Source organism: Paenibacillus sinopodophylli (assembly GCF_005930355.1).
GTDB classification, from domain to species: Bacteria; Bacillota; Bacilli; order Paenibacillales; family Paenibacillaceae; genus Pristimantibacillus; species Pristimantibacillus sinopodophylli.
Genome location: NZ_VDBO01000011.1, coordinates 83434 through 104442, shown reverse-complemented (window position 1 = coordinate 104442; position 21009 = coordinate 83434). Strand labels below are relative to the sequence as shown.

The following is a 21009-nucleotide window of genomic DNA, read 5'->3' as shown; positions in this document are numbered from 1 at the left end:
GCCTTATTGCTTCTGTAAGAAAGTAGCGATTCGGATGCCCACTCGGGACACAAGTCTGCAACTATTACCTAATTCGCCACTTCCATTCGGACTCCCGCCTCTCGGCACGCCAATTTCAGACTCTCATCCGGCCATTGATCCGATATGATCCGATCTACACCGGACAAAGGTACGAAGGATACGAGCACCTTAGCTCCGAATTTGGTATGATCCAGCAAAATATTCGTTTCCGAGGCTTGGCGAATAGCCGTCTGTTTAATCTCAGCTTCATAAATATTAGAATTGCTAAAACCATGCTCGATATTGAGGCCGGTCGCCCCAAGAAAAGCACGATCAAACGCCATGCTCACTAAGCTCTGCGCAGCGATCGGACCGACAAGAGAATTCGTTGCTTCCAGCAGCATGCCACCGGTCACAAGCACCGGAATTTGCTTGCCGGACAATTCCGCGGCTACGTTTAGCGCATTCGTAACGACGGTAATATTCATGCCGGGCGGCAAAAATTTGGCCAGCTGCAGCGTTGTCGTTCCCCCATCGATGAATATCGATTCTCCCGTGCTGATTAGGCTGGCGGCATATCGGCCGATCTTGGCCTTTTCTTCCGTCAGAATACCGGCTCTCTCCTGCAGTGCGATATCTTTGCCGACGAAAATCGCGCCTCCGAAGGTTCTCTTGATCGCCCCGGCTTCTTCCAACTTTTCGAGGTCGCGACGTATGGTCATTTCCGTTACTTGATAAGTATCTTTCAAAGCTGCAATACGGAGCTCGCCTTCGCGGGAGAAATGCTCCAGCATCTGCTGCTGTCGGGCATTTAATCCTTGATATAAGCTTGGTTTCATAACTACTGGCCTCCGATAACCTTAATTTCCGGTATGCCTCTATTATCCATGCTCATGTAGGAACATTCAACTCCAGCCGGTAAGAAATTGACTCTTTCAGCTGGGGCACGGGCAGTCCCTCGCAGCTCTGTTGAACTTTGCGTCCTGTTATTCCCATATAGCAGCACCTAGCCACTGCCTGCCTTTCACCCGAACGATTCATCTTCTATGACGATCGGTTTTCTGACAATCAGCGGATCTGTGAAAATGTCCAGTTCATCCCGGCTTGTACTTGAAAATTCCGATACGACCGCGCCTTCCGGACCACCCTGGAACCAATGATTCGTGTTCGGCGGGATGCTATATTGCTCGCCGGGCAGAAGAATAATCTCATGAAATACGGTATAGGATGACTCGCTTTCGGACGGCACAACCGCTTGAATGTCGGGAGTAGGTTCACCTTCAACGTACAGCAGCACGCTGCCCCAGCGGCAGCGGAAAGTCTCCATCTTGCCAGGCATGCCATCCACGGACGGATGCCGATGCTCCGGGCATGTTTGTCCAGGAAACAGGACAAGATCCTTGGCACAATAGCGATCCGTATTAATATAAGTAATCAGCTCAAGACCTTGCTTATTAAGATTGCCCAGACCAAAGCCGGCGACCTCAATAATCGCCTTTTCCTCGTCACTCAACACAATGCCGGCTCCCGCAATCATTACAGACGCACGCGCCTGAGCCTGCCTCACTTCGCTTCTTGTCAGCGACATGTCCTTCCCCCCGCTTCTTCTTTTTCTTCGATCGTTATGTATCCCGTTCCCATATGCCGGACCCTGGACGATGGGACCAGTCTGGCAGTGCCAGAACAGTATCACGTTGCTGCCAGCCCGCAGCGATTCGCCCCTGCACATCTCCCCAGCTCGGAATACCGCTAACCGCATCAGCCTGCTCTACATTGCAAGCACCAGTACCAACCGCACCCAGTGCCATTTCCTCCATCGTCAGCCCCTTGGCAAGCCCGGCAAGAAAACCAGCGATTGTGCAGTCTCCCGCTCCTGTTGTACCCACTGACTCAACTTCGTAACACGGTGCAAGCAATTCCCGTTCCCTCCAGTTCTCCAACCGTTCGGCATTCGGGGCGCATTGCCCCATTCCTCGGAGACGTTCAGCGCTCGCGGTCGTCCGCAAATAAAGTCCATGCTCGCCGAGCTTTAGCCCGACGATTGCCGCTCCCATACCCAATAGTTGGCCAGATAACGAGTTCAGCAGCATTCCGTCAGCCCAAGCCAGAAGCTCAGTCGTTCCATAAAGCTCGCATAGCTCTCGATACTTCTCGGGCCGAAGCATGTACAGGATTTCTTCAAAGCTCGGAAGAAACACATCCACAAGCGGCAATACGCGCACAAGAATTTTCAACCAATCCGCTTGCCCGGCAGGCGAGTCAGGCTCCGGCCGCGCCATATCCAGCGAAACGGTCAATCCTGCATCCTTGACTTTAGACAGCATGCGCTCCAGCTCGACTCCCTCCTGCTGATACATCCTGCGCATGAGCGGGGGATAGCCAAAATGGAATAGCCTCGCTCCCGGCAGGGAATCGCTTGGCACATCCTCTGCCGTAAAAGTATCATTGGCTCCGGTGCAATGAAGGAAAATCCGATCAACTCCCGGCGGGCTGATTACAAGAGAATAGGAGCTGTGCTCTCCCCCGGCGATAATCATCCCGTCGGCAAGAGATTCTCCGTAGTCCTTGAGAATTTTTACTATAGCATCACCGAACAGATCATTGCCGATCTTGCCCATCAGCTTGACAGGCAGGCCAAGCCGATGCAAGGCCAGCCCTGTATTGGAAACCGTCCCGCCCGTAGACAAATGAACCTGACCGATGTCAATCAGCTTGCCTGGAGCGAGTATCTCTCCTATGCCTTGTCCATGACTCATGCCATTCATAGATGGAATAACATCCAGACAAATATGGCCCGCTACGATAATCTCCGGATTGGCACCATCCCGGCCGCTCACGCCAAGCCCTCCCAGTCTATGACCACTGTTCCGCCTGATTTCTCGGATTCCAGTGCTGCACTGAACAGGTAATGGCTGCTGGCAGCTTCTTCTGGCAATGCGCATGTAAACGGCTGGCTCATGCCTTCAAGGCCGTTCACAATCTCATCGCAGAACGCCGCCCACATTTGCAGGATGGAATCTGAAAATCCGAACTCGAAGATGCCGCCGGTAATCGTGCTGTAAGTGGATTTGTAAGGCACATCGACGACATGCCAAGCCTGCTGCCCGCCCGGTTCATACGTAAGAGAGGACAGCTGTTTTGGATTTTTTGTGGAATACTCCGCTGACATTCTCGTACCTTGGATACGAATAAACCATGTGTTGGCATGTCCCGGTGCAATACGCTTCGTGGAAAGAACCATTGGGAATTTTTGATCGTCTGTCTTGACATCGCAAGCGAGAATCGCGTTGTCCCACGTCTCGCAAGGCGCGGTTCCGCCTTTTCCGTCCGGTCGTTCCTCAACGATTTTGGATAGCAGAGCCCGAACGTTCGCAGGCTTCCAGCCAAACCGAAGCGGCAGATGAAGCACATGTAGGCCAAGATCGCCCATGCAGCCATATTCGCCATTTGTTGCAATCCTTCTTTTCCAATTGATCGCTTTGGTCGGGTCCAGGTCGCTGGAATGCCAGAAGCCCGCTTCGACTTCAATGATTTTCCCGAATCTCCCTTCGTTCACCCACTGTACCATTTGCTGTGCTCCAGGGAAAAACGGAAATTCGGAAGAACTGCGTACGACCACTTCAGGGTTTTCCTTAATCGCAGCCATAATCGCGGCATTTGCTTTGCGATCTATTCCGAATGGCTTTTCCCCCAGCAAATGCTTGCCTGCGCGAATAATGTCGATATAAATTTGCTCATGCAGATTATGCGGAACCGCACAATAAATCGCTTCTACGGAAGGATCCGCAAGCAGTTCCTTATAATCCGTGTACGCATTCCTTACGCTGGGCAAATGATCTTGAAACCACTGGGTCGCAGCTGGATTGGCATCGCAAACGGCGACGATATGCGGTTCGAAGCCTACATCCGTTAGATGGCACCAACGCGCCGCCGCGCTTGCAAACTCCTTGCCCATTAGGCCGCAGCCAATGACGCCAAACGAGATGATTTTTCTAGTCATTAGTTTTGCTCTCCCTTCAGAATAGCCAGCGCTTGCTCGGCTGTCGCTCCATTATGCACAACGCTCATCAGAGCGGATGTCATGCCCGCAGGGCTCGGATGCTGAACGACGTTACGGCCGTATACGATTCCGGCGGCTCCTTGCTTCATCAGTTCGACCGTACGGCCAACGATTTCCTCGTCGCTCGCGCGTCCGCCGCCCCGAACTAGTACCGGGATACCGGAGGCTACTTCGATTACACGATGATATTCCGTCACGTCATCGCAAGGGTCCGCCTTAATGACATCCGCACCGAGCTCTACGCCTTGACGGACAAGCGGCATAATTTTGTGAAGGTCTCCGTCCACCATATAGCCGCCTTTCTCTTCATTCGACAGCATGACAAGCGGCTCTACCATCAGAGGCATTCCGTATTTCTCACATTCCGTCTTCAGCAGCGTAATATTGCGCACGCACTGATGGTGCAGCTCAGGCTGACCCGGGAGCAGAAGCAGATTCACGCACACCGCGACGGCATCAAGACGTACAGCTTGCTCAATCGCGCGATCAATCAGTTCGCTGAACAGGAATCGCGGAAGCACGTTTCCATAAATGTTGGCCGCATCCGTCCTGAGCACAAGTCCCGGCTTCTGCTTGCCCGGAATTTCCTGCAAATGCCTCGCCTGCCCCGGACTCAGCTGAATACAATCCGGCCCCGCTTGAACGACTGTTTCTACTGCGTCTTTCATATTCTCGATACCAGAAAGAAAAGAAAACTCATTAAAAAATCCGTGGTCTATGGCAACATCAAAACATTTCCCTTGAGCGCTGAACATTCGATTTAATCTAACTTTGGTAGACATTCCACAACATCTCCTCTTATGCTTCCTTTTTGTAACTTGTTCGTTTTAAACATAATATTATAATAAACAAACATTTTCGTCCACTTAAAAATTTACAGACTGACATGAAGGCTTCCAGAACGAAATCTGGAAGATTGTGTTTGACTCACACATTAGACTTGTGCATAACTCGTCAATTGCTTAAAGCCCGTCAGACATTTGTCCTGACGGGCTTTTCGAGTTTTGTAAATATATTTATTTGCAATGAATTGTGATTACTCAACGAACCTTACTTGCTGTTTATAAAAGGCAAGCATCGGCATATAAGTACCCGTATCCAACGGCAAATGACTGGAAGGATTCATCTCATATGCACCATGAACAAATGTATCACCCTCGGGAGCTCTAGATAAACGCAGCGTAATCTCATTGCGAGCCGTTACTTCCCACTGGGTACATGCCATTTCTCCGTTTGCGTCTTCAACTGTGAACACTTTATCTGCCGGGTCAATGGCTATAAGATAACCAGACACATCGGCAAACCTCAAGCAAATACTAGCAATCTTATCTTCATGCAGCCAAACAGCGGAGGATAGATTTGGGGCGGCTGCAGATACACTTGCATTCTTATAGATATGAGCTAATGCAACCTTAGCCAATCTCTCACCAATGATCATGTTCCCAGCAGGGCTGTTATGTATGTTATCTGACAATGGACAATCCAAGGCAGGGACTGTATACACTTCAGGGATGGTGAGAGCAGCTTGTCTCTGGCCTTCCCTCACTCTTCCCCATGATTGATCACCTTCAATGGTCGCTGCATCCGTGCAACGATTAAGCTGAACCGTTAATATGGGCAAATCCAAAGCGTTCAGATCTCGACGAATATGTTGAACCAACTGCTCGAACCGTACCGAGTAGCTGGAGGATTCCTCAGGATTGCAATCCGAACAGCCCTGATACCACAAAACACCGCGAACTTTGCCCCCTGTGGATGCAATGATTTTCATCATATGGCGGTATAAGAAACCATCTTCATCTGGATTCCAAGCCTTTAAAGGTGATCCGCCAAATGCGGTTTGCAGGAATCCAATGGGTAGACTCGTTTTATCCTGAATCATTTTACCAAATGCTAGAAACGGGGAATGGCCTGGATTAGCAAATTCTCTATTCTCATAGTGAATGGAAGCTGTAGATTCGTTAAAAGGATGGGATGCCAAGTCCCATATCCCGTTATGTCGCTGCAAATGAACGCCGAGCTGCGGCGCATCTTGAATAGGACCTTTGCCATAGCCAGCAGCATTGCTTTGCCCAGCTATGACCCAGATATCTCCCACTCCGATATGGTGAATCATATCCCCTCGAGCAGCCCATTCCAAAGCCGGATGGTTATCGATTTGCAGACAGGTTTCAAGTCGATATAATCCACCTGCTGGAATCTCATCCAAGGTTATCTCCCAAGCCTGCCCCTCTTGCATCATACAGGGCCGCCAAGGGACAACTATTCTACCATCTGCTTCGTTAACGATTCGAGCCATTACCTGAGCGTGATTGATTACGCGATCGATCATACCTGCCCAAACTCCGGATATAGCTATGCTTCCAAAGCCTTTTTCCTGCTGAATAATCGCCCAATGCTGTGGACCTTGCTGAATGATCACGCCTATTTGCGCCATTTGTATACCCAGCTCCTTTTAATAAAGCAATAGATCACGCGATTGGTTACTCCAGCAGCCTAGCTTCAAGCTCTATAGACAACTGTTGATGGAAAGCAATATCCGGATGATTGATTCCATTCGATAAACGGGTATGAATATCAACGCCCGCTTGCTCCATCTGCTCCCAGATCGCATATACATCAAGCAAAGGTACAGCATAATCAGCAGCATAGCTGCGAAGCGCCTGGTTATATTTCAATAAGGTACCCTCTTCATATACGCGGATAAAATCAGGAACCATTGCTTTATAAAGATCTGGAACGTTTGGATTATCGGTTTTTAGCATCATAATCGTGGATAAGATAAGTATTTCTGCTTCTGTCTCTATCCGTATCCGAGTAACGAGATCCCCAATAGCCGTTATATACGTTTCTATTCCTGCTTCGCCCTCATGACAATCGTTGAGACCAAAGCAAATCGTTACTAAGTCCGGCTTGTAGAGAAGGACATCACGCTCCCAGCGTGATCTGGACTGCTCCGCCGTATTCCCGCCGACTCCTGAATTAATGACATTAAAATTAGCCTCGGGATAATGTTTCTCTACTCGACGACGCAGAAGCTCATGATAGACTTGTTCATGCTCAATCTCATTCGGGCCTAGGCAGCCTTGGGTCACACTGTCCCCAATGGCAACATAGATCACCGTTCTTGCTCCTGGATTCTCGGACTTCTCCTGCAGCCGTTGATGAAGACGTGGGAATTCATCTTTACTCATAAATGGCATTCTCCCTTAGTTATCTGATCGTAAATCAAGATCAGTCTACCTTAATAGGCTAGGGAAGTATTTACAGAATATTAGCTATTCCGATGCTGATTTCTGCTTTCGCCAGTTCGTTGGGCTTAGACCTGTTTTCCGTTTGAATTCTCCACTAAAATGATGGATATTGGGATACCCTGTTTCCTCAGCCACCTTTTGAATCGGCATCTCCGTAGTGGATAAGTACGTTTTCGCTGCCTCCATGCGCAGCTCCAATAAGTAATCAATCGGAGTAAATCCCGTTTCCTCTTTGAATCTTTTAATTAAGTAGGTAGCTTGAAAATTACTAATACGCGTTAAATCATGTAATGTAATTTTGCTTTTATAGGTGGATTCCATGTAACCTGCTAACGCTTTGATTACTTCTTTGCTTAAAGAATAACCTGATGAGAGTACCGTGCTGCTGTTACTCAGCTTCCTATCTTTTCCGTACAACTCGAGCGTACCCTTAACCAGAAGTAAAATTTTTTGCACGTTTAGCAGCAGTAATTGTTCGCCATAGGGTTGATCGTGAAGCTTCATGTCCAGCATTTGGCTGACTTCGCTCAAACATAGCTGCATGAGAGGGGACGAAGTGAAATGGGGATCTAATCCGGATTGCAGCCTATTCCATAATAAAATATTTTGCAATTTCGAGAGATAAGGCTCCTCCTCAATGCCCGTTAATTCGATATACCAAAAAACAGCATTTTTGGAGTGGATGATTAAATCATGCGGGGTATTGGGCGTTAAAATAAATAATGATGACGTTGAGACCTCGTATTGTTCACCTAACCAATGCAATTGGTAAGAACCCGACGCAAGAAAAAGCAATTCATAGGTCGGATGTATGCCGCCTGTTTTGTATTCAGGCGTAGCAGTGACAGTAGAATCATGATAGACCTTTCCATAATTTCTTAGCCTCATTTCATCCCGCCTCCCTTTTCCACACACCTCTTTATCCCTAACATTAGTCATATCCGAATCGCTTGTAAACCTTTTTCAAGTGAATATATCTGAAAGAGTGAAATATTATATAAATTAAAAGACTATATGGGTGTTGAATAAGTACAATTTAACTGCTGTTTTCGTGAATCCAAGTAAGATTTAACAAATACTTCGAAGGATATATCTCTTACAATGAAGGTGGAATGATATTCACACTTCAGCTATAGAATGGAGCTTTGATATGAAAGCATTGCAAATTGTAGGAAAAGAGCAATATTCAATTATCGAGACTGCAATCCCTGATGTTAAAGATTTCGAAATACTGGTGGAGATTCAAATGGTTTCGACTTGTCCGCGCTGGGATATGAATATGCTTGGCGGAATTAATATGTTCGATTATTCGCGTGAACCCGAGTATCCTTTGCCATACGGTTTTCCCGGACATGAAATGGCGGGTGTAGTTAAAGCAATTGGAAGCGGTATCCGTAAATTCAAAGTGGGGGATCGTGTTGCAGCGCTTGAACATATTGGAGATGCCCCAGGTGCTTATGCGCAATATGTTTGCTTTAGAGAAGAGGATTTGCTTAAGCTGCCCGATTCGATTACTTATAAGCAAGCGGTTTCATTCGAGCTGCTGAAATGCGTCATGATTGGAATGCTGCAGCTTGGGGATCTGAAAGGGAAAACCATATTAATTTCAGGACTTGGGCCTGCAGGAATTCTGGCCGTACAAATGGCTAAGTTATGGGGAGCTTCCCGCGTTGTTGGGATAGACTTGAACCAAGAACGTGTTCAGTTTATCAATGATCTTGGCCTTGCTGAAGCCATGCTAGTTAGCAATTTGACCGATGAAAAGTTCGACTTTGGCTACGACTGTGTGGGAGCAGCACCTTCCGTGCAAAATCTATTTAACTTCGTAGAGGAGCATATCGTTATTTTTGGCGTATTACGAGGGGAATTGAAATACGCCGACCACTTATGGTTTAAAGGCTTTAAGCTGGAGTCTTACAAATATCGAGGACTCGTTCAAAGAGATCATGATTTGTTAATCGACCTGGTAGCGAACAAAGGCTTAAACATGGAGTGCCTCCAAACCCATCATGGTTCGTTTACTAAATATGATGAAGCGGTGCAGCTGCTAAGAGAGCAAAAAGCGATTAAGGTTTATTTCCACCCCCAAGAGGACTTCGAAGAAACTTCCGTTAACGGTGAATCCCTATGATAGGAAAAGGGGTCGTTTTTACTGAAAAACTGAAGGTAGCCTATCAAGATGTCAGCATTCCCGCGCTACAGGATGATGAGGTTATGATAGACGTCGAGCATTCTTGGATTAGCAATGGAACGGAGTCCTCGTTTCTCCGTGGGGAGAGAACCGATGGCGAAACACCGTTCAGGGAGGGTGATCCGCTTCCTTTTCCACAAGTAGCTGGGTATCAGAAGGTTGGCGTAATCACCTCACTGGGAAAAGATGTGCAGGACTTTGCAGTTGGCGATCGAGTCTTTGCTACGATAAGTAATGTTAATGACATGTTTTTCTCTACTGGAGGACATGTCAGTCCTGCTGTCACTCATAAAGGGCAGGTATGGAAGCTGCCGGCTGAAAAGGATCCCCTTGCTTATTCAGGACTCGTATTGACCCAGGTTGGTTATAGCTGCGGCATGTGTCCACCCGTTAAAAAGGGCGATTATGCAGTCGTTATTGGAGATGGAATGGTTGGGCAATGGGCTGCCCAAACGCTCATGCATCGCGGGGCTCATGTCATTGTACTCGGTAGACATCATGACCGCTTGAACCTGCTTCCTGAAGGTATTCGCAAAGTAAATACAAAAGTATCCTCTATTGAGGAAGCCCTTCAGGATGTCAGGGATACGTTCTCGATCATAGTAGATACGGTGGGGTCATTAGCAACGGTAACCGAATTAATTTCATTCGCGCAGTACGGCTGTCACTTAGTTTCGGCTGGATTTCTCGGCGAGGACGGCCGGATTGATATCCAAATGCTGCGTACCAAAAAGGTTACCTTGCATTGTCCATCCGGCTGGAGCCAAGAAGATATGGACGAGACCTTGCGAGGGATCACAGAAGGATGGCTTCAAACCTCATCACTTATTACACATCGCTTTCCTGTCGAACAGGCAAAGGAAGCATGGGATTTAATATTGGATTCGAAACAGGCGAAGCTTGGCGTTGTTTTAGATTGGATTTGATCGGGAGCAACCCATGCAATGGTCATGTTAATCGATCTGGCTGAATTCATAAGCCATTGTATTTATAGCTATACAAACAACAAACCCGCCATGTTGAATTGGCGGGTTTGTTAACTACACGTTCACTTGTCGAACACTTCCACGTTCAATAATCTGTGTAGGAAGCTTAACGCTTTCAATTCGGCTACCCTCTGAGGCCATCTTCTGCAGGAGTAAACCGAAAGCTTTTTGGCCTAATTGTTCTGGAGATTTCATTACGGTCGTTAGCGAAACTCTACTTACTCTGGAAATCATCAGGTCTGTAAACCCGACTACAGATAAGTCTTCCGGAATTTTACGACCTAATTGTTCGGCAATATTCATCACTTGTATGGCGACTAAATCATTCGAACAGAATAGAGCCGTCATGTCTGGGTTCTGCTCGAAAAAAAGAGCCAATCTGCTAGAATCCTTTTGTTCGTTATCCCAATCCGAGATGATGGCATTGCTCATAAAGGGGATTTCGGCATCAAGCTGAGCTTGAATAAATCCATAGTAGCGGTCTTCCCTGCTCATAATGCCTGAGATCGGCTCAGAAATAAAACCCACATTCCGATGTCCTTTGTCGATTAAATACTTGGTCATCTCATAAGCACCCAAAAAATGATCATGATAGATCGCCGTAATGTCTACTTCACGAAACACCCGGTCGATAATAACGACTGGAAAATCGTTCAGATGGAGCCGTAAAACCTCTTGTCCGCACATCCTCCGCTCGCCTGGGAATAGCACAATACCACGTACCCTTCCCCCGCTGCTAACCTCCCGCAGAATTGCGTCCTCTTGCTCAAGATTATTACCCGTCACTCGGATAAGCACTTCCCAACCATGGAAAGCCCCCTCCTGCAGGAACGCAGTAACGGCCAAACCAATAAACTCATCCAGCATAGGAACAACAATGACGACCGCTTGCTGGGGCACCAGCGACATTCCTGACAGAGCTGCAGCTTTAAGCATCGTCTCCGTATTCTCTGCAAGGAAAGTCCCTCTCCGAGGCAAGCGATAGAGAATACCTTCCTTGGCGAGAAGCTCGAGAGCCTGCTTACTTGTTCTTCGGCTTACGCCAAACAGATCGGCAAGCTCTCCCTCTGATGGAACCGGGTCATGGGGCTTCAATTGTCTTTCAACAATTAAAGCCATTACCTTCTGACGCATTTGCTCATATAACGCGATCGGTCCTTTAGTCAGCTGTTCCTTTATGTTTTTGTTCATATCCGCTCATCCTTCATCAGCAATGTATCACTGATACTAACATAATGCATCTGGATCGACTAATCAACGCAATTGCAGCAACTTGTCCGCATATCCGCTTCCAAATATGCTTATTACCTCAAGTAATATACGCGCGGAACTTCTCCGTCAATTCGTATAAATCCTGATCCTTCTTAAAAATACTCGAGGTGCCTGCCACGAATATATCTGCGCCCGCCAAGCGCATCTTTTGCGCATTCTCACAGCTTACGTTGCCATCTACCTCAATCTCAATATGCGAATGTCCGGATTGTTGCAGATATTGCTTCAATTTATGGATCTTTCCTAGAGTGGCAGGCACAAGCTTCTGTCCTGCGAATCCCGGATTAACCGTCATAATCAATACGATATCGATATCGTCGAGAATATCGTCAAGCGTATAAATCGGTGTGGAAGGATTAAGCGCGACCGAAACCTTGGCCCCCTTGTCCCTAATTTGCTGAAGCGTTCGTTGCAGATGAATCGTGGCTTCCTGATGGACCGATACGATATCGCCGGGACGAATCGCGAAGATCGGAAGAAAATCCTCTGGCCGGTTGATCATCAGGTGAATATCAAGCGGAATGCCCGTCATCTCTCTGACACTGTTCATAAAGTCTGGACCGAGGGTGAAATTAGGAACAAAGCTGCCATCCATAATGTCCACGTGTAAATAATCAACCTGTGCGCGCTCCAAGGCTCTTATCGTTGTCTCCAAATTTCTGAAATCCGCGCACATGATAGACGGCGATATTCTGCCTCCCATACCTGCACCTCCTTAGTTATTAAGGCTTACGGTTGCACGATAACCCGCATTCCGACATGCTCTTCTGCCGCGCTTATCGCTTGGTTGATCTCATCAAGGGGATACCGATGAGAAATATAACGTTTCATATCCATTACGCCGGAGCCGATTAAATCAATGGCTTTCTGATGATGTGCAGGCAAGGAACCGTGCGCCCCGTGAACGAATAGCTCTTTGTAATGAATAATATTGGTATCTAGCGTAACCATCGATTTCCCCTTAGGCAAACCGCCGAAGAAGTTCACCCGTGCGCGATTTTTCGCCATATAGATCGCATCCACCTGTGCTTCCGGCGACGGGTTCGAAGTGATGACCACGTCTGCTCCGAGTCCGCCCGTTTCCTCCAATACCCGTTCGATGGCGTTCTCCTCGGATGAACAGATATAAGCATGTGCACCGAACTGCTTAGCCATCTCCAATCGGGGTCTGGAACGTTGTACGAGGATCACCTTCGTGGCCCCCATCAGCTTTGCAACCTCTATAATCATGCAGCCGATTGGGCCTGCACCGATTACAACGACTGAATCCCCCAGCTTAATGTTCGATAGCTCCAAGGCATTTAGAACGCAGGCAAGCGGTTCGGCCAAAGCGGCCTCCTCATAGGAGATATGATCCGGGATTTTGTGGATCGGACCGAAATTTACCATTGTCTTGTTCAGAAGCACATATTCTGCGAAGCTGCCCGCGAATTGGTAGCCCATAGCGTAATTGATCTGACAATTGTTGCCGATTCCAGCCTCGCAGAAGATACATTCCCCGCAAGGTACGTCTGCGCCGAGAGAAATTCGATCTCCGATTTTGAACTTGGTTACATTCGAGCCTAGTTCAACAATTCGCCCCGCAGATTCATGCCCCAGCACTTGAGGAAGCGTCACCCTGTTATTCCCATGGCGGAATATCCGGATATCCGAACCGCAAATACCTACAGCTTCGACCTTCATTAGAATACTGTCCCCATCTACGGATGGTCTTTCCACTTCCTGTACGACCATTTGCTCCAATTGCTCTAAAACAGCTGCCTTCATCATTTATCCTCTCCCACCTTCATTGACTCGTTAGAATTGACATACATGACTTTGTTAAAGAAGCCTTTACGGTCACGCATCATAACCATTCCCTCATAGATTTCCTCAAGCGCAAGCTTATGGCTAATGAGTGGTTTCACATCCAGCTTGCCCGCTGCCATATAGTCGACGGCTAGCTTCCATTCGTTCCTTGGAATGTCCGCATAGGAAGAATTCCAAGTACCGCTTAGCGTAAGCTGTTTGCGGAGAATTTCCCAATAGCCATCCTGCGTCAGGCTCATGCCCCCTGTTGGATTGCCCATCAACACTACCTTACCAAAGTTCCGGGTCGACTTTAGACAATTCTCCCATGAAACCGGGCTTCCGGCTCCTTCTACCGCTACATCTACGCCTCGTCCTGTCAGCCCGTATGCCCACTTCTTGATATCGACCTGCAAGGGATTGCATACATCCGGAAACCCCTGATCTACGGCAAAATCAAGCTTAGCCGGATCAATATCCGCGAGCAATACACGGGATGCCCCCCAGGCTCGGGCCCACAATGCCAGCATCATGCCGATTGGACCTGCTCCGCTGATCAGAACCTGATCGCCGATGCCAATTCCAGCTTGCAGCAAAGCATGAACGGCTACTGCCGCCGGCTCAACCATAGCCAATTCCTCATAGGACAGCGTATCGGGCGCAGCGACCAAATTCCATATCGGGATGCAGATAAATTCCGCAAAAGCACCATCCCGCCGCGAACCCATGTAATCGTAGTCCTCGCACTGGGCGAATTCGCCGATCTCGCAAGAAGCACATTTGCGACAAGGCAGCAAAGGAAAGGCTGCTGCTCTTCTTCCAATCCAGCTGGGATCGACGCCTTCTCCCGCTTGTACGACTAGCCCTGAGAATTCATGCCCGGGTATTGTCGGGAAACGGTAGGTTCCCTTGGTGAATACTCGTGGAATGTCAGATCCGCACACCCCGCATGCTTTGATCTGCAGAAGCACTTCGCCCTCTTTGGGCGTAGGAGTATCGACTTCCTCCACTCGCAAATCTCCGAGTCCGTGCAGTACACAGCCCTTCATCCTTCCCCCTCCAATCTGTTATCCGTGCTGCTTAGTTCTTAATAAACTGGCGCCAGTAGTTTACCGACTCTACGTGATCCTGGATAATTCTGAATTCGGTCGACCACGCCTCCCGATGGGAGAGCTCGAATATAATTTCCGCATCGGTTGCACCCGATTGTTCAATAGCTTCGATTAATGGCTCACCATGAATGATGCCAAGCTTATTGTATTCTTCCGTGAATGGCCAATGCCGACTGTGGTCCTTCTCGGTTTGCTGGATATGGATGATTGGCGAGACGCTGCCAAGCTCCCTAACCCACCGGTATGGATCACGATCATTCGGATGGGGAGCGTGCCCTACGTCCAGACATACCTTGAACGGAATTCCGGCACCATCGTTTAATCTCGCCAGCAGCTCCTTGGTATCCTCGACCGTATTCGCCATTTCCCGCGGAATAGACATCGGCTCGAAATTCAAATATTCCATACCGAGCTCCTTACAGTACCAGCTAAGCTCCTGCCAATTCTTGATCCCTTCTTCGATCATATATTCCCTGCGCCGAACATCGTCATAATCAGCAAAGGTGAGTATTCCGAAGTGGCTGCCTGTCGTTCTCGCTCCCATCTGAACAGAGATGTCAGCGAATCGCTTAAACCAATTCAGCCACGCTTTGCGGGTATCTGCATCCGGATGCATGAAGTGGTTAACACGCGTGAATACACTCGTAAACGTACTCGTGATCGCAAGATCATGCTTCTGTGTACATGTATTGATCCTCTCAACCTGACGGTCCACAATGTCGGGAGGTAGAAAGACGTTTAGTAAATCAGCGACGAATTGAACATACTTGATCCCAAGATCTTCAGCTACAATACGCGTCCACACTTCTGGCTCAACGTACTTGTTGATTGCAAAACCAAGATTGATTCCTAGATTTAAATTGGCCATTCCGACACTCCTCTGATCGATTGATCCTAATTGGTATGTTCTGATACATTTAATACTATTACGTGTCACTGATACATTCAAGAGGTATTTTAAATAAAATAATGATTGTTGGATACGTCCGCTTCCTTACCCTCCTATCCGCCAAACACAGGAGAAATCGGAGAAGACAAGCACAAGGATCAAAACGAAAAGAGAGGCTCCAAGGCAATTGCAGCCTTGGAGCCTCTCTTCATTAATAACATAGCTAAGCTTATATAATTCCCAGCTTCATTTCCGTAATTGATCCGGTATAACCTTCCGGCAGCCGGAAACGAGCCACCATACCTTCCGGATAGGACACATTAAGCTGCATCGTCCGGTTACTCTCATCAGCGGTCCATGAAACGTCAATTCGCCCGCCTGCAGGGTGCGGAACACTGCCCTTCGCCCATGTTAGTCCGCATGGGGCAGGTGCAATTTCAACTTCGGTCCAGCCCGTCGTCAAGCTCCTCACGCCAAGCAACTCACGACCTAAGAAATAGGCCGGCGCAGATGACCACGCATGGCAGTGACTGCGGCTTAGCATATCCGGATTAGCCCGATTCTCGAGGAAATTCGGATATTGCTCCCAGCATGTAGTCGCGCCATGACGGATCATCATGCCATAGTGGTGGCGGATATCGTCCAAGATGAGACGAACCTCACCCAGCTTGGCCAGCGCCTCATAATAGAAGAAAGACATAAACGGACTGCCGATTTGCACGAAGTGTTCCGGAGGCTGAACGAGATAAGCGTCGATTATCTGCTTGCGTTCTCCCTCAGCGACTCCCGTAAGTGAGGCTACGACCTGCGAATGTATGCTAAGGCTGTCGGAGCGACGACCATCCGCATGGATACAATCAATATATGCCTTCTTGTCTTCATCCCATAGCTGCTCATTGATTGCACGCGCAAGACCGTTAGCCGCTGCTTCGAATTTCGCAGCGCCTCCCTCATCCTTCGCAATCCTCCCCATCTGTGCAGCTACATATAACGTCCGAACCAAGAACATGTTCTGATGCGTGACGATACCGTCGTTCGGCTGGTCGATTGGCGACCAATCCAGCATGTTCCAGCCTTCTACATTAAACAAGCCGCGTTCGTCAATCTTGAGCAAATAATGCTCCGCCGTGTACCGAATAGCGTCATACATCTCCACCGCGAACGCTTCATCCCCGGTCTGTTCGTAATATTCCGCACAAGCAATTGCCCAGAAGAACGTCCAATTCGGAATCACGCTGCTCCAGCCGCTCGGCACTTGGTTCGCATAAAGCGGCGACTGGTGCTTGGAGCCTGGGACAAGTCGTAAGCAACGCTTCAGAATATCCTGCACCCCATACAAGTAATTGCTTACAAGCGCTTCGTTGCGGCTGTCGCCAACCCAGAAGGTTTGTTCATACGCCGGGCAATCAACGAACGTGTCTTCCATGCACAGCTTTGTCGTATGCCGGCTTATTTCCCAGATGTCGTTCAGTAGTGTGTCCGAGCATTCAAACCGCCCGATTTCGGCCATCGGATAGTTGCTCTGAATAAAGGTCACGCCATAAATACGCACTGGTGCCTTTGCACCGCGCACCGTCAACGCCAAGTAACGGAAGCCACGGCGAATAGGTGTCTCATACACTTGTCTGCCTTCATGGCATACGTAACGGAGCGTATGATCTAGATCGAACGTATCCTGTCGGTACTGTCCAGATAGGTATTCGAATCCGTACCAGTCAAGTATCGTTCCAGCTTCCGCCTCGACTTCAAATGATAGATACCCGGAATATTCCTTGCCTAGATCGAACAGAACCTCGGTATCGCAGCCTTCGAATACGGGCACGATACCCGCCTCCGTATTCGGAATGATAGCGTTCTGAAGCTGTGCGGGAACGGCAAATTTCACATTTTCTTTCCGCCAAACACTTAGCGCGAACACATCGACCTCGGACACGTACTTCGGATTAATGGGGCTTATCCAATTTCCGTACCGCTTCAAATCCTCCGGTCGTTTCAGCGCACCGAGCAATTCAAGATAGGTCGGATGATTCCAATCGAGCGCTCGAACGGGCTGATGATCAATCGGAATGATCGCATCGAATGGGCCGATCCGGAAGAAGGTTGATGCAGAATGATCAGCTTGCAGCTCTGAAGGGGCAGCGAATGACAATTCCCCGGTTTCTTCTCCGTATATGCCGAGCTGCAGCTTGCCGGCGTGGAGGCTGCCCGATACATCGATAATGAGCAGGTTATCCCCTTCGTTCAGGAAAACATCCATATAGCGCTCGGGAGCCGTTCCATATATCCGATTCTGGGAGACCATTTCCCCATTAACGGACAGCTCACGAAAGCATTCTCCCCCCTGCAGGAAGCCAAGTGTTGCTGCACCCGCACAATTTGTGCGAATCGCAGTCACCACGAATCCCGTAAATTCCAACCTATTCGCATGGTCCTCACTGCCATCGTTCAGCGCATTGCGAACATCAATCGCTGTTGTCGCATGGAACGACCTCACCTTCGCCAATGACTCCACCCGCACGGGATACACCGTCTCGTCCGTCAGCATCGGGATGTCCCTGGGCTTAAGCGTCGTCCACGGCGACATACCGACCGAACCAAGGGAGATCGCATTCGACCATCCCGTATTGTTAGCTGCCAGCTCCATCCAAGATGAATCCCATGCTGTGGCATCAATGTATTCGGAGAATGCTTGCTGAACCGACATCCGCGGTGCACGTGGATGCTGTCCAAGATGACGCGAGGTCAGCCAAGTTGAGTCGGTCGCAACGACGACATCCCCATCCGCATCATTAAGCTCAACTAACAAACCTCCCCGTCCCCTTACATAGTAGAACGTTGACAACCCGAAATGCATGACGAGCACAGCAATCGTATTTTGTTCGCCAACCTTTAGAAGATGACTAACCTCATAAGTATCGTAAGACTGCTCGTTCGGCCATGAGCGAACAGGTCCCCGCCCAAGCCTCGTCCCGTTTACGTACAGGACATATCGTGAATCAGCCGTAATTCTTAGTTTAGCGCCGGAGCGTAACTCGGCTGCAGCCGATACGTCGAATGTTTTACGGAAGCATCTCCATTCATTGCGAGGACTTTCCTCCCCTTCTCCCCAAATCCACTCGGCTTGCCAATCTATCGTCATCATTGTTCAAGTCCCCATCCATTTCGTTAGATTGTGTTCTTTTGTAAAAATCAGAAAGCGCTGCTGATGGTATCAACGAATAAATGGCTCATGCAATTGAAACACTTGAATATCGCCTGCTTTTAGGGAGAGTTGTATAGAATCGTTCACATCGTTCTCCACCAAGGTATTAGCTCCTTCTGGGAACCATGGCGTTACACCATCATAGGCGAAAGGCAAACTCACCGTAAAATCCGTATCCCTATTCGTCGTGTTATGAACAAATAGAAAGGCTCCCTCTTCGCCATCATGCTTCCATTCCAGAACATCCGCACGAGCCTGACCGCCATGAACCTTCACATACGGCTCCAAACCAAGCTCTTCCTCCATTATTTTCCCCAAGAATTCGAGCGTACTCCTATCCTCTTCTTGCCAATAGGATGCGCCGAGTAAGGTACCTATCCAAACCGCTCTCCCTTTCCCGTAATCTGCAACGGTTACGGCAGCCGAGCTATCTTCGCTGAACGTAGCGGCAACTCTTACATCCCTTAGCAGCTCAATTTCCGTTTTGTAGTAGGAACCTTGAGCAGGATCATATCCAAGCGCACTGTTCAATGGAATTTTCTGCTTGGATTGAACCGTAACATTATGATAGCTATGATCTAAATTTTCTATAGAATGAATCCACGTTTCACGTATTCCAAATACCTCATCAAATCCATAGCCAGGCACTTGATAGCTATGCGTGCCATCCTCCGCCTGCAAGGCTCCAAAGGAGCATTCGGATAGAACAATTCCGCCTTCGCTTACCCACTCACGAATGACATCCGTCATTTGTTTGTTTAAATAGAGCGGATAAGGCATCCACAGGCATTTATACTTGGCCAATTCCTCTTTCGAAATATCATGGTCATGAATAAATTCGACCTTATAGTTCAAATCATGCAGAAGCTTATGTGCTCCTTGCACGGAATCCGTATAGGTATCCAAATGCGCGTAAACGGAGAAATTAGCAATTTGGTTTTCCGAGCTGAACAAAATTGCAATTCCATCCGACGGTCTTTTTGAACACAGCAATGGATTGCGATTCGCTTGAATCGTCTCGTTTAAGCTCGCCATTTCTCTCAGCCATGGTGTCTCACTTCCATCCAGGTAAGTGCTTCCCCATGCTGGCGCCTCATGTCCAAGCACTTCCGGGCGGTATTGCCAGAATAAAAAACCGCTAATGCCTCTAGCGAGTGGGATTAATATATGTTTTTTCAGCTCTTGCCATGAAAGCTTTTGTGGTTTGAGTGCCGTATTTCCAGGCAACGCATGAATTTCCGAATTAATAATCGGCTTTCCCTTCGCCGCTGAGATCAAGAGGTCCGCTGACCAGGCTGACGATCCCAAGCTATTACCGAATAAGTCGCAAGGCTCCGCCAATTTGAAATCATCCGACCCTGCCGTAATGAGATTAAAAATCGGAGAGGGAACGGTGTGCACCATCACAGGGTGGACGGTATCGAGTTGCTTGACTACCGCTATGCGACATTTCAAGTCATCCGTTAAAGCATCTGACATAAACAAGCGCCAATCGACCATATCGTTAAATACAGCTTGCCCGCGAGGGGGTTCAATTTCATCCCAATTCTGATAGGTACGCTGCCATTTGTAATTAAGGGCTTCAAGCGTGCCATATTTATGCTCCAGCCATCCTCCGAATGCTTGCAAAGAATGCTCGCAATAACAAACCTGATTATCAAAGGACAGCTCACGTTTAATTCCTGCTGTCAGCTCAGGTTCGTTCCATAAATCCCATACCCACAAAGCAGGATGATCTCTAAACGCCTTTACCGCTTCCGCCAAAAACTTGTCTTTCTCCAGTTGTCCCGGCGCATGATGATAACAAGGACCAGGAGCTCCACCTATTTGTCGGTAACTTAATGCTCTCGGTTCAATAACTGTTCCATCTGATGTAATCATTTTGGAATCTGGATATTTCTTGTAAAACCACGCTGGAGCGACGTCAAATAGGGTGTTTAGCACAACCTTTAATCCATTGCGGCCTGCTATATCCATTAGCTCTCGAATATCGTCAAACACAAAAGCGTTTTCGGCTGGATGGCTCGCCCGCCACTGCACCCAGAACTTTACGCAATTGAATCCCATTTGGGATAGGTTGCGTAAATCCTCTTCCCATTGATCCCGGTAAGGAGTTGGGGAACGGTAATACTGAAAACCAAAAGGAATGAAACCTGCTTCCGACATACTAACACCTCGTATTTATGATGAGTAACCTGTTGCCCAAATGAGCTGCTTTAAATGAAGCGGAGGGTAGCGGCCTCACGAAGGACTAT

The 21009-nt window shown here is 48.4% G+C and carries 17 protein-coding genes; 2 read left to right on the top strand and 15 right to left on the bottom strand.

Annotation, left to right across the window (positions count from 1 at the left end; all coding sequences use genetic code 11):
- Positions 1-68: 68 nt before the first annotated feature.
- The 8 genes from FGT79_RS24865 to FGT79_RS24830 all read right to left on the bottom strand — a co-directional run bounded on the left by FGT79_RS24865 (position 69) and on the right by FGT79_RS24830 (position 8202).
- Positions 69-839, bottom strand: coding sequence for a DeoR/GlpR family DNA-binding transcription regulator (locus FGT79_RS24865; RefSeq protein WP_138755539.1), 771 nt, complete (start codon positions 837-839; stop codon positions 69-71).
- A 185-nt stretch (positions 840-1024) separates the two neighbouring features.
- On the bottom strand, positions 1025-1588 hold the full coding sequence (locus FGT79_RS24860; protein ID WP_138755538.1) for a D-lyxose/D-mannose family sugar isomerase: 564 nt from the start codon (positions 1586-1588) through the stop codon (positions 1025-1027).
- Positions 1589-1622: 34 nt separating this feature from the next.
- Positions 1623-2837, bottom strand: coding sequence for a carbohydrate kinase family protein (locus FGT79_RS24855; RefSeq protein WP_246096610.1), 1215 nt, complete (start codon positions 2835-2837; stop codon positions 1623-1625).
- Complete coding sequence (locus FGT79_RS24850; RefSeq protein ID WP_138755536.1) at positions 2834-4000, bottom strand: Gfo/Idh/MocA family protein; 1167 nt, start codon at positions 3998-4000, stop codon at positions 2834-2836. The genes FGT79_RS24855 and FGT79_RS24850 overlap by 4 nt, the downstream gene beginning before the upstream one ends.
- Positions 4000-4842, bottom strand: a complete 843-nt coding sequence (locus FGT79_RS24845) for a class I fructose-bisphosphate aldolase (RefSeq protein ID WP_138755535.1) — start codon at positions 4840-4842, stop codon at positions 4000-4002. The genes FGT79_RS24850 and FGT79_RS24845 overlap by 1 nt, the downstream gene beginning before the upstream one ends.
- Positions 4843-5096: 254 nt before the next feature.
- Positions 5097-6497: a sialate O-acetylesterase gene (locus FGT79_RS24840; RefSeq protein WP_138755534.1), complete on the bottom strand. Its 1401-nt coding sequence runs from the start codon at positions 6495-6497 to the stop codon at positions 5097-5099.
- Between the two features lie 46 nt (positions 6498-6543).
- A complete protein-coding gene (locus FGT79_RS24835) occupies positions 6544-7254 on the bottom strand; it encodes an SGNH/GDSL hydrolase family protein (RefSeq protein ID WP_171056427.1) in 711 nt (236 codons plus the stop codon).
- 84 nt (positions 7255-7338) lie between these two features.
- Positions 7339-8202 carry an AraC family transcriptional regulator gene (locus FGT79_RS24830; protein ID WP_171056426.1) on the bottom strand — a complete coding sequence of 288 codons (864 nt, stop codon included), beginning with the start codon at positions 8200-8202 and terminating at the stop codon, positions 7339-7341.
- Between the two features lie 262 nt (positions 8203-8464).
- Between FGT79_RS24830 and FGT79_RS24825 the strand changes: the two genes are divergently transcribed.
- Together FGT79_RS24825 and FGT79_RS24820 are read left to right on the top strand one after the other, a co-directional pair.
- Positions 8465-9445 carry a zinc-dependent alcohol dehydrogenase gene (locus FGT79_RS24825; protein WP_138755531.1) on the top strand — a complete coding sequence of 327 codons (981 nt, stop codon included), beginning with the start codon at positions 8465-8467 and terminating at the stop codon, positions 9443-9445.
- A complete protein-coding gene (locus tag FGT79_RS24820; RefSeq protein WP_138755530.1) occupies positions 9442-10431 on the top strand; it encodes a zinc-binding dehydrogenase in 990 nt (329 codons plus the stop codon). Before FGT79_RS24825 ends, FGT79_RS24820 begins: the two co-directional genes overlap by 4 nt.
- A gap of 114 nt (positions 10432-10545) precedes the next feature.
- On the opposite strand, the gene FGT79_RS24815 is transcribed toward FGT79_RS24820, so the two are convergent.
- The 7 genes from FGT79_RS24815 to FGT79_RS24785 form a co-directional block, all read right to left on the bottom strand.
- Positions 10546-11682 (bottom strand): substrate-binding domain-containing protein, encoded by a 1137-nt coding sequence (locus FGT79_RS24815; protein ID WP_138755529.1) that lies wholly within the window; start codon positions 11680-11682, stop codon positions 10546-10548.
- 118 nt (positions 11683-11800) lie between these two features.
- Positions 11801-12466 carry a ribulose-phosphate 3-epimerase gene (gene rpe / locus FGT79_RS24810; RefSeq protein WP_138755528.1) on the bottom strand — a complete coding sequence of 222 codons (666 nt, stop codon included), beginning with the start codon at positions 12464-12466 and terminating at the stop codon, positions 11801-11803.
- A 26-nt stretch (positions 12467-12492) separates the two neighbouring features.
- Positions 12493-13533, bottom strand: a complete 1041-nt coding sequence (locus tag FGT79_RS24805) for an alcohol dehydrogenase catalytic domain-containing protein (RefSeq protein ID WP_212758625.1) — start codon at positions 13531-13533, stop codon at positions 12493-12495.
- Positions 13530-14600, bottom strand: a complete 1071-nt coding sequence (locus FGT79_RS24800) for a galactitol-1-phosphate 5-dehydrogenase (protein ID WP_138755527.1) — start codon at positions 14598-14600, stop codon at positions 13530-13532. Before FGT79_RS24800 ends, FGT79_RS24805 begins: the two co-directional genes overlap by 4 nt.
- Positions 14601-14631: 31 nt before the next feature.
- Positions 14632-15531, bottom strand: coding sequence for a sugar phosphate isomerase/epimerase family protein (locus FGT79_RS24795; protein WP_138755526.1), 900 nt, complete (start codon positions 15529-15531; stop codon positions 14632-14634).
- Between the two features lie 250 nt (positions 15532-15781).
- The gene (locus FGT79_RS24790; RefSeq protein WP_246096609.1) at positions 15782-18694 is read right to left on the bottom strand and encodes a family 78 glycoside hydrolase catalytic domain; all 2913 of its coding nucleotides are present in this window, start codon (positions 18692-18694) and stop codon (positions 15782-15784) included.
- Between the two features lie 69 nt (positions 18695-18763).
- Positions 18764-20920 (bottom strand): beta-galactosidase, encoded by a 2157-nt coding sequence (locus tag FGT79_RS24785; RefSeq protein WP_138755525.1) that lies wholly within the window; start codon positions 20918-20920, stop codon positions 18764-18766.
- Positions 20921-21009: the final 89 nt, after the last annotated feature.

Excerpts from the sequence above, each read along its gene's own strand:
- FGT79_RS24865 (WP_138755539.1), bottom strand. The coding sequence starts at position 839 with ATGAAACCAAGCTTATATCAAGGATTAAATGCCCGACAGCAGCAGATG.
- FGT79_RS24860 (WP_138755538.1), bottom strand. The coding sequence starts at position 1,588 with ATGTCGCTGACAAGAAGCGAAGTGAGGCAGGCTCAGGCGCGTGCGTCT.
- FGT79_RS24850 (WP_138755536.1), bottom strand. The coding sequence starts at position 4,000 with ATGACTAGAAAAATCATCTCGTTTGGCGTCATTGGCTGCGGCCTAATG.
- FGT79_RS24845 (WP_138755535.1), bottom strand. The coding sequence starts at position 4,842 with ATGTCTACCAAAGTTAGATTAAATCGAATGTTCAGCGCTCAAGGGAAA.
- FGT79_RS24840 (WP_138755534.1), bottom strand. The coding sequence starts at position 6,497 with ATGGCGCAAATAGGCGTGATCATTCAGCAAGGTCCACAGCATTGGGCG.
- FGT79_RS24835 (WP_171056427.1), bottom strand. The coding sequence starts at position 7,254 with ATGAGTAAAGATGAATTCCCACGTCTTCATCAACGGCTGCAGGAGAAG.
- FGT79_RS24830 (WP_171056426.1), bottom strand. The coding sequence starts at position 8,202 with ATGAGGCTAAGAAATTATGGAAAGGTCTATCATGATTCTACTGTCACT.
- FGT79_RS24825 (WP_138755531.1), top strand. The coding sequence starts at position 8,465 with ATGAAAGCATTGCAAATTGTAGGAAAAGAGCAATATTCAATTATCGAG.
- FGT79_RS24820 (WP_138755530.1), top strand. The coding sequence starts at position 9,442 with ATGATAGGAAAAGGGGTCGTTTTTACTGAAAAACTGAAGGTAGCCTAT.
- FGT79_RS24815 (WP_138755529.1), bottom strand. The coding sequence starts at position 11,682 with ATGAACAAAAACATAAAGGAACAGCTGACTAAAGGACCGATCGCGTTA.
- rpe (WP_138755528.1), bottom strand. The coding sequence starts at position 12,466 with ATGGGAGGCAGAATATCGCCGTCTATCATGTGCGCGGATTTCAGAAAT.
- FGT79_RS24805 (WP_212758625.1), bottom strand. The coding sequence starts at position 13,533 with ATGATGAAGGCAGCTGTTTTAGAGCAATTGGAGCAAATGGTCGTACAG.
- FGT79_RS24800 (WP_138755527.1), bottom strand. The coding sequence starts at position 14,600 with ATGAAGGGCTGTGTACTGCACGGACTCGGAGATTTGCGAGTGGAGGAA.
- FGT79_RS24795 (WP_138755526.1), bottom strand. The coding sequence starts at position 15,531 with ATGGCCAATTTAAATCTAGGAATCAATCTTGGTTTTGCAATCAACAAG.
- FGT79_RS24790 (WP_246096609.1), bottom strand. The coding sequence starts at position 18,694 with ATGATGACGATAGATTGGCAAGCCGAGTGGATTTGGGGAGAAGGGGAG.
- FGT79_RS24785 (WP_138755525.1), bottom strand. The coding sequence starts at position 20,920 with ATGTCGGAAGCAGGTTTCATTCCTTTTGGTTTTCAGTATTACCGTTCC.